At 64.8% G+C, this 7,544-nt stretch carries 6 protein-coding genes and 2 pseudogenes; 3 read left to right on the plus strand and 5 right to left on the minus strand.

Features of this window, described 5'->3' with window-relative positions; genetic code table 11:
* Positions 1 to 941: pseudogene (locus tag AB0H00_RS31320) on the plus strand (hypothetical protein); the annotation flags it as partial.
* Between the two features lie 660 nt (positions 942 to 1,601).
* Here the strand turns inward: AB0H00_RS31320 and AB0H00_RS31325 are convergent.
* From AB0H00_RS31325 to AB0H00_RS31345, 5 genes and pseudogenes are all read right to left on the minus strand, one after another.
* Positions 1,602 to 1,694: pseudogene (locus AB0H00_RS31325) on the minus strand (IS5/IS1182 family transposase); the annotation flags it as partial.
* 195 nt (positions 1,695 to 1,889) lie between these two features.
* Positions 1,890 to 2,150, minus strand: a complete 261-nt coding sequence (locus AB0H00_RS31330) for a tyrosine-type recombinase/integrase (RefSeq protein WP_357273425.1) — start codon at positions 2,148 to 2,150, stop codon at positions 1,890 to 1,892.
* Entirely contained in the window at positions 2,147 to 2,317 is a 171-nt protein-coding gene (locus AB0H00_RS31335) for a hypothetical protein (RefSeq protein WP_357273426.1), read from the minus strand. The genes AB0H00_RS31330 and AB0H00_RS31335 overlap by 4 nt, the downstream gene beginning before the upstream one ends.
* A gap of 335 nt (positions 2,318 to 2,652) precedes the next feature.
* Entirely contained in the window at positions 2,653 to 3,663 is a 1,011-nt protein-coding gene (locus tag AB0H00_RS31340; RefSeq protein WP_357273429.1) for an IS481 family transposase, read from the minus strand.
* Positions 3,664 to 3,670: 7 nt separating this feature from the next.
* Positions 3,671 to 4,789 (minus strand): hypothetical protein, encoded by a 1,119-nt coding sequence (locus tag AB0H00_RS31345; RefSeq protein WP_357273431.1) that lies wholly within the window; start codon positions 4,787 to 4,789, stop codon positions 3,671 to 3,673.
* A gap of 583 nt (positions 4,790 to 5,372) precedes the next feature.
* Here AB0H00_RS31345 and AB0H00_RS31350 point away from each other — a divergent pair.
* Positions 5,373 to 6,008 carry a hypothetical protein gene (locus tag AB0H00_RS31350; protein WP_357273433.1) on the plus strand — a complete coding sequence of 212 codons (636 nt, stop codon included), beginning with the start codon at positions 5,373 to 5,375 and terminating at the stop codon, positions 6,006 to 6,008.
* Positions 6,009 to 6,018: 10 nt separating this feature from the next.
* Positions 6,019 to 7,050 (plus strand): SDR family oxidoreductase, encoded by a 1,032-nt coding sequence (locus AB0H00_RS31355; RefSeq protein WP_357273435.1) that lies wholly within the window; start codon positions 6,019 to 6,021, stop codon positions 7,048 to 7,050.
* The last annotated feature ends 494 nt before the right edge of the window (positions 7,051 to 7,544 follow it).

A 7,544-nucleotide genomic window follows, 5' to 3' on the forward strand; every position in this document is an offset into this window, starting at 1 on the left:
ACAGGGCGGGCAACCTCTACATCGCCGACCTCGAAAACCATCGGGTGCGGAGGGTAGATCCTGACGGGGTCATCACCACGGTGGCGGGCACCGGCACCCAGGGCTACAACGGCGACAATCAGCCCGCCATCCACGCCGAACTCAACCTCCCGCGCAATGTGGCGGTAGATGGGGCGGGCAACCTCTACATCGGGGACGAATGCAACGATCGGGTGCGGAGGGTGGATCCCGCCGGGGTCATCACCACCGTGGCCGGTACCGGCACCAACGGCTACAACGGCGACAACCAGGCCGCCATCAACACCACCCTCGACGGCCCGTGCGGTGTGGCGGTGGACGGAGCGGGCAACCTCTACATCGCCGACCGCGGGAACCAGCGGGTGCGGAGGGTGGATCACGCCACCGGGCGCATCACCACAGTGGCGGGAACCGGCACCAACGGCTACAACGGCGACAACCAGCCCGCCATCAACGCCGCACTCAGCTGGCCGGGTGATGTGGCGGTGGACGGGATGGGCAACCTCTATATCGTCGACAACGGCAATGTGCGGGTCAGGAGGGTTGAGCATGCCGTCTTCACGGTCGTTCAGGATCCACCGGATCCGGTGCTGATGACGCCGGGGGTGACCACGCAGCTGAAGTTCACGGTATCTGCGAACGCCATGGTTCCCGCCGGTCAGACGACCATCACGCTCGATTTCCCCTCAGGCGTGGGCCTGGCCCCGGGCGGCGTCGTCCGCTACGTCTGCCCGGACACCGGCACCGACACCGAGCTGCCCGTCACGGTCGGCCCCGACGGGTCCGTCAGCGTCACGGCCGAGGAGATCACTGCCTCGACGGCATGCTTCTACACCGCCGACGTTCAGGCCTCGACGATCCCCGAGGGCACCGTCTGCGTCGGCGGCACCACCCAGCCGACCTACTTCCGCATCAACCTGTAGACACATCTGGTGTAAGCGGTGCGGGGCGCGGAGGGGAGGATCACGATCATCGGGTTGGCCCGGCCGGGCAGAGTCCTGAAGACAACGACCAATCCGGCTGCGGGCTGGTGTGACATCGAGGGCGGTCGCGTCTATGCCGCGACCGTCCTTCACCTTGAAGACCTCGCACCTCATCAATGGCCAGGCCGGCAGGGACGGGCGACGCTCCGAATCCAACCACCTCACCCCGACAGCGAAGTCGACCGCGCCTCGAGGAACAAGGACGGCACCCACCGGCGACTGGACGACATCGACGCCCGCCGCGGGATCTGGACGCCCGGCGAGGACGAACCCCGCGGCCCGGCTCTTCAACGCCGAGGCGCTCGACTGACTCGGCTCATCCCGGGATTTCGTGTGGTCAGCTCCGTCGCCGGGTTCGGGGCGAGCGGCGCCAGGCATCGGCTTGCGTGACGATTTCCTCAATCGTCACAAACTCTGATACAGACAGATTGGGTCGTGGATGGCTTTGCGGTCAGCGCGGGGAATCCCGTTGCTGTCCATGATCCAGGGGCGGGCCTTCAGCGGACAACGGATTGGGGCCGCTGCCGGATATCGCGACCGTGATGAGAGTGTCCGTGCGGACCGCAGAGTCCGGGATGGCCGCAGCAGGTGGTTTCGGATCGCGCCGGAGGCTCCGAACAGTCCGGTCGGCAGCTGGTTCCAGCCGATACCGGTGCGGGCCACGAACAGGATGCCTTCCAACGCCGCGCGGTCGCCGGTCCGCCGACAGCCGGGAGAAACCACCGCTGCCGCACCGGAATCAATCGCTACAGCCTCGCCCACAACGCATCGGCCACCACTTCATCAACAGCAAGAGTCTCAAAGACGTTGCACGGCAAACCAAACCGACACGCCGCTACATTCTGAACTGATCTCTAAGTCACAACAAATTCGTGCTCCGTCCCCTGCTCAGGGCTTCCCGCTCACCGCGCGCTCCAGCGCATCAGCAGCAGCTTGATGAACCCGTCCGCGCGCCATGTACCTGCGCTGCGTCATGGCCGGATCTACGTGCATGAGCACATCCGCCGTCACACGTGCCGACAAGCCCGCGTCATCGAGGATCGTTGCCACCGCACCCCGGAGGCTATGCGGAGTCACGTCAGGGATGCCGAGCGCATCACGAACCCGCTGCCACTCGTGGCCGACGTTCTGTGGATCGCGCAGCGTCACACAGTTGACGGAAACACCAGATCGAGCGTGGCTTCCCCTTTGGGAGGCGATGCCAGCTTGCGAGCGGCGATGGCGTTCCGCCGCCGCTTCAACACCTCTACGGCGAAACTAGGCAGCGCTATCACACCCTTGCGGTTCTTCGGGTCGTCGTCGTTCTCTACTCGCACGAGACCCGTGCCCTTGACCCCGTACGACCTTGCCGCTTGTTCGGAGTGTGCGCGTCCAGGTTGATGTCTGACCACAGCAGCCCCAACACCTGGCTACGCCGCAATACAGTACCGGCGAGCAGTGTCACCCAGTCGGCAAGGTCGGCGCTCTCGCAGAACCCGCCACGGTCGGCGGGGTGTAGGACTTCACTGGCTTGCCGCATGTGCGTTCGGCTCGGGACAGCTTTCGCGGGCAGGGGAGATCCGACGTTCGGACGGCCGACAGGATCATGCGCAGCTCCTCTACGGTGATATCCCGTGCGCCACCGGTCCGCCCTTGGCCTCGATGTTCTGCGCTAGCTGTAGGAGGCCAGGACGTTGCTAACGCGTGATGGCGTCGCGGATGCGGGTGGTTGTCCATCGTGCGCGCCGTGTGGTCGGTGGTAGTTGTAGTGCTGATTCCAGATCTTGAGTGCGGCCGCGCGCTCGGTTTCCGAGTTCCGGGTGCGGGCGTAGAGAAACTCTTCGGCGAGAATCCGGTTGTATCGCTCGACTTTGCCGTTGTGTCGAGGCGTATAGGGCGTGATGCGCTGGTGGCGGCTGGAGCCGACCGCCTCACGGAAAGCGGCGGCCCGGTAGCAGGAGCCGTTGTCGGTCACGACCCGCTCGATCCTGGTGATGCCGTGGGCTGCGAACCAGGCTTTCGCGCGGCCGAGGAACGCGACAGCTGTGGCGGCCTTCTCATCACATAGGGCTTCGGTGTAGCCGAGTCGGGAGTATCCGTCGATGGCCGAGTGCAGGAAGACATATCCGGTCTTCGCTCCACGAGTCTTCGTACGGGCGACGGCTTTGGCCTCCGCACTGCCTTTGCCGTGTACGCGCCACCCACCACCGTCGGGAATTCGTCCGACTTTCTTCACATCGAGATGCACCATGTGGCCCGGGCGTTTGGCTGTGATGCGTTGCGGATCCCGGTTCGTCTCGCCGTTCGGGTCGATGAACTTCCGTGTGTTCAGGCCCAGTTGAGCGAGTAGCCGGCTGATGGTGCGCCTGCTGACCGGCGTCCCGACTTGGTTGAGTTCGAAGGCGATGCGGGATGCTGACCATTTGTGCTCGCGCAACATCGACTCGATCTGCCCCACGAGCTGGCCAGGGGTCGCTGATGGCTGCCGGATCGGAGAGGACGAGCGATCCAGCAGGCCGAGTTCTCCGAAGCGTCTGTACCTGTTGACCCATTTCGAGGCGGTCGCGCGGGAGATGCCCATCTCTTTGGCCACGTGCGCGATCGGCCGGGTTCGGCAGCGTTCGATCAATCGGCGGCGTCCTTCGGGTGAGAGCGGCGCATTGGCGTGCAGACGTGAAGTCATGACGATCTCAGATCAGTTCCAGCACTGGTCCTTCATGGACTGCCCGATATATGACGTTGCGTATCACGTTGGCCTGGTCCGAGGTCAGTGTGCGGTCGATGGGGCGGAGCACGATTCGCAACAGGAGGTTGACCTGACCTTCCTGTGTGCCGAGGCGAGCGCGCGCTGCCTCGGGCAGTTCCGCGTGCGTAGTGCGGCTGAGCACGTCGAGGGACTCGATGACGTCGGCGTCGCCGCCGAGGGCGATGCGGATACGGTCGCCGAGCGTCTCTTCATCCTCTTCTTCTGCCACGACCACCGAGATGTCGCGCCGGGAAGCGGGCAGCAGCGAGACGTGCTGCCAGGGCTCGAGGTTCAGCATTTGGGCGGCGATGCGCGGGTCTTGTGCCCGTAGATAGCGAATGTCGGGTATGCCTTTGCGCAGCATCAGGGCCCGCTCCAACCCCATGCCGAGAGCGAGGCCGGACCACTGCTCCGGGTCGAGCCCTGAACCGCGCAGCACCTCGGGATGGATGCGTCCGCACTCGGCAAGCTCGAGCCATTTACCCTCGTGGAGGACGTCGATCTGCCTGCCGCCCACCGTGTACGGGTGCGAGACATCGGCCGTCTTCCACTTGGCGCCCGGAAGAACCGCCTCGACCAAGCGGCCGATCATGGTGAGCATGTCCTCGTCACCCGTGTCCGGAGTGCTGCGGATGCGCCATAGATCCACCTGATGCGGCTCGCCCACGTGGCTGCGATCGACGGCGTCACGCCGGTAGACGAGGCCCGGGGCCACGATCAGCTCATCGACCTCGCTACGTCCCGCGTAATCCTCGAGGGCAGTCGGGAGTTCGGCGCTCGTCTGGCTGCGGAGCATCACGGTGGGGCTGATGTAGCGGGTATACCGTCGGGCGCGGGTGACATCGTCGGGGTCGTAGCCCAGGCGGTCGTAGTTTTCACGCACGGGCACGACTGGAGAGTTACGCACGTAGCGGACGGAGGCGCCCCACTCAGGTTGCAGCGCACCCACGACGGAAGCGAGAAGAGCCTGGATGGCGTGCCCGCCCTGAGCGGGATCAGTGAGGTCGCGCAGGTTCAGCGCGTAGCAGAGCTGGTCAGAAGTCAGATAGTCAGCGTGCGACATGTGGAGGTCTCCGAAAGGGTTGCAAGCCAGTGAAGGAAAAGGGCTTCCCCCCGGCCGTGCCTGCGGAGACCTATGCGCTAGTAGCGCGCGTCGATGACCCCGCGGCCATAACCCGGCCGGGGGTCCCGAAATCGCTGCTGCCTAAGCACGGCTCCAGAGTACCCGCGCGACTACTTCCTGACGACCAACGTCAACAACGTCATGGCCAGCAACAGCCTAGCTGTGTCTCGCGGACGGGTTCACGCTCAGGAAACTATTTGCGGTAGCAGGGGAGGGCATGAAACTGTCCACACGACAACCTCGTTCGGCGAGCATGCGGCGGATTAGCGCCGGACCCGGCCGAACTGTTTTTCAGCCCCCTTCAACGGGCCCGGAGGGTGGTTCCTTTCGTTCGTAGGGTTGGTTGGTGCTGGCCAACCGGAGGCCGTGCCGGTCGGTGAACCGCAACTGGGCGCCGGCGGTGCAGGCGTTTCAGTGCGGACGATAACGCGAATGCCCGATGGCCGGCCGGACAGGCCGAACAGTCCGGATGTGGACTGGTATGCTCTCGAATCAAACACTGCGACAGTGGAATAGGGTCGATATGAACGACTTCCTCGCACCTGGGACCGGCTTCACCGCCACCGTTGCGGCAGAGATGGATGCGGCCGCCGCGATTGCGGCGGAACAGCATCCGTTGCTGCGGCGCAAACAGCTGCGCATGTTCGCGGTCGCCGACGTCGACGGTGACGGTGTTGTCACACCGGCCGATACCGCGGTCCTCGCGCGCAGGCTCGCACAACTGACCGGATACGACGACAGCTCTCCGCGCGTCGCACAGCTCTCCGCGGCCATCGACCAGGTCTGGCATGCCTTCGTCGTCAAACCCCGCTGGGTGCCGGACCTGGAGCGGCTGGATCGCGAGCACTTCGTGATCGCCATGGCCAACAGCGTTGCGACCACGCCGGACAAAACCCTGCAATACATCGGCAATCTCACCAATCTGGCCTTTGCCATGATCGACGCCGATAACGACGGCTTGATCGACCGGGACGACGCGATACGGCTGGGAACTACGATCCTCGGATTTTCTCCCGCCGACGCCGAAACTGCCTGGGCTGCAATCGATCCCGACAACAGCGGCAAGCTGAACTACGCGCAGTGCCTGACCGCGGTCACCGAGTACGTCACCAGCGTGGACGCCGCCACACCCGCGAATCTGCTACTCGGACCGTTCTGAGGCGCCGAGCATGCCTGACCCCACCATCCTGCTCACCGGAGCCAGCGGGGTCGTTGGCTCCGCAATCCTCGAGTGCCTCCCGAGTGATTCGGTTGTCGCCCTGACGCATTACCGACCGGTCGCCGTACCTGCGGTCCGCGGCAACATCACGCGTCCCCGGCTCGGTTTGTCGGCCGCCGAATACCAGAACCTCACCACCCGAATCGATGTCGTCATCCACTGCGCAGCGGCGGTGAACCACACCACCAATCGTCGATACCTTCACAACGTGAACGTTTGCGGGGTTGAGCAGCTACTCCGATTCGCGGCAGACGCCGACGCACGGCTGGTGCACGTAGGAACCGCCTTCGTTGCCCGGGCCGGAGGCGGCACACCCTTCGACGCCTACGCCGAGTCCAAGGCGGCAGGCGAGACCCTGATCCGCGAATCAGGGGTGCCCGCAAGCATCGCGCAACTGTCGACCGTTATCGGCGACTCGCGCACCGGTCGGATAGCTCGCCTGCAAGCACTGCACTACCTGCTCGGGTTCGCCCTCTCCGGACAACTGCCCTTCCTGCCATGTGAACCTGGCACCCACATCGATGTCATCCCGCAGGACATAGCCGCTGCGGCGCTGATCGCTCTCGCCTACGCGCACGACACGACCGGCACCTTCTGGATCACGGCTGGTGACGCGGCGCTGCCGATGACCCGAATCATCGACCTTGGATCCGAATTGGTTGCCGCGCGAGCCCGAACCGATGCACGAACAAAAGATTTCGATCCTACCGTATTTCGAACCCGTCTGGTGGACCCCGCGGTCTGCGCGACTGTGATGAACGCCGTCCTGAACCGCGCGGCACCCGAAGCCGAACCCAGCGTCATGGTCCGCGCCGCCCAACTAATGACCGCCTTCAACGGCGCGGAAACCTTTCCGACGTCGCTCGGTGAAATCCCGGGCGGCCCAGCTGCGCTCACATTGGAGATGCTGGAACGCGCACTCGAACCAACCCTGCGATACCTCCTCGACCTCCCCGAAGCCACCTGGACTCGCGCCAGCTGAACACGGACGAGAAGCCGACTGCCAGGACAGTCGCCTGCTTGCGAGGAAGCAGCTCAGGAGCCAGCGGAAAGCTGACGCCTTCCATCGGGGTCGGGGCTGAGGAACAGTTCGGCCGGGTTCGGCAGTAGATGTTGGGGTGATGCGGCCGGGTCGCAGCCTTCAAACGAGCTCCTGCGTGAGATCCCTGCACCGGTCCTCGCCGACCTCGTCGGTTGCAACCCACGATTCGCCGCGGAACGCGCCTCGGCCCTTGCGACTGACTGGGCCAACTACGCCGCCATCCGAGCCCGCCCGGCGCCCGATATCCGTGAGCTCCAGGGGCATACGAGCACGCCGAATATGGGATCGCGCCGGTCGTAACTCCTTAGCGCCGGGGGCGGATTTGCTCGCCCCCCGATAAGCGGTGCGGGCTCAGGCGGTCAACGCAACACCTCTTCGAGTGCTTCTGATGGTGTGCGGAATCCGAGAGTTTGTCGAGGGCGCCCGTTGAGTTC

The sequence above is a fragment of the Nocardia sp. NPDC023852 genome, from assembly GCF_040639505.1.
In the GTDB taxonomy this organism is placed as follows: domain Bacteria; phylum Actinomycetota; class Actinomycetes; order Mycobacteriales; family Mycobacteriaceae; genus Nocardia.

What these genes read in the sequence shown, in the direction of transcription:
- AB0H00_RS31340 (WP_357273429.1), bottom strand. Translation starts at nt 3,663, where the DNA reads ATGACTTCACGTCTGCACGCCAATGCGCCGCTCTCACCCGAAGGACGC.
- AB0H00_RS31345 (WP_357273431.1), bottom strand. Translation starts at nt 4,789, where the DNA reads ATGTCGCACGCTGACTATCTGACTTCTGACCAGCTCTGCTACGCGCTG.
- AB0H00_RS31350 (WP_357273433.1), top strand. Translation starts at nt 5,373, where the DNA reads ATGAACGACTTCCTCGCACCTGGGACCGGCTTCACCGCCACCGTTGCG.
- AB0H00_RS31355 (WP_357273435.1), top strand. Translation starts at nt 6,019, where the DNA reads ATGCCTGACCCCACCATCCTGCTCACCGGAGCCAGCGGGGTCGTTGGC.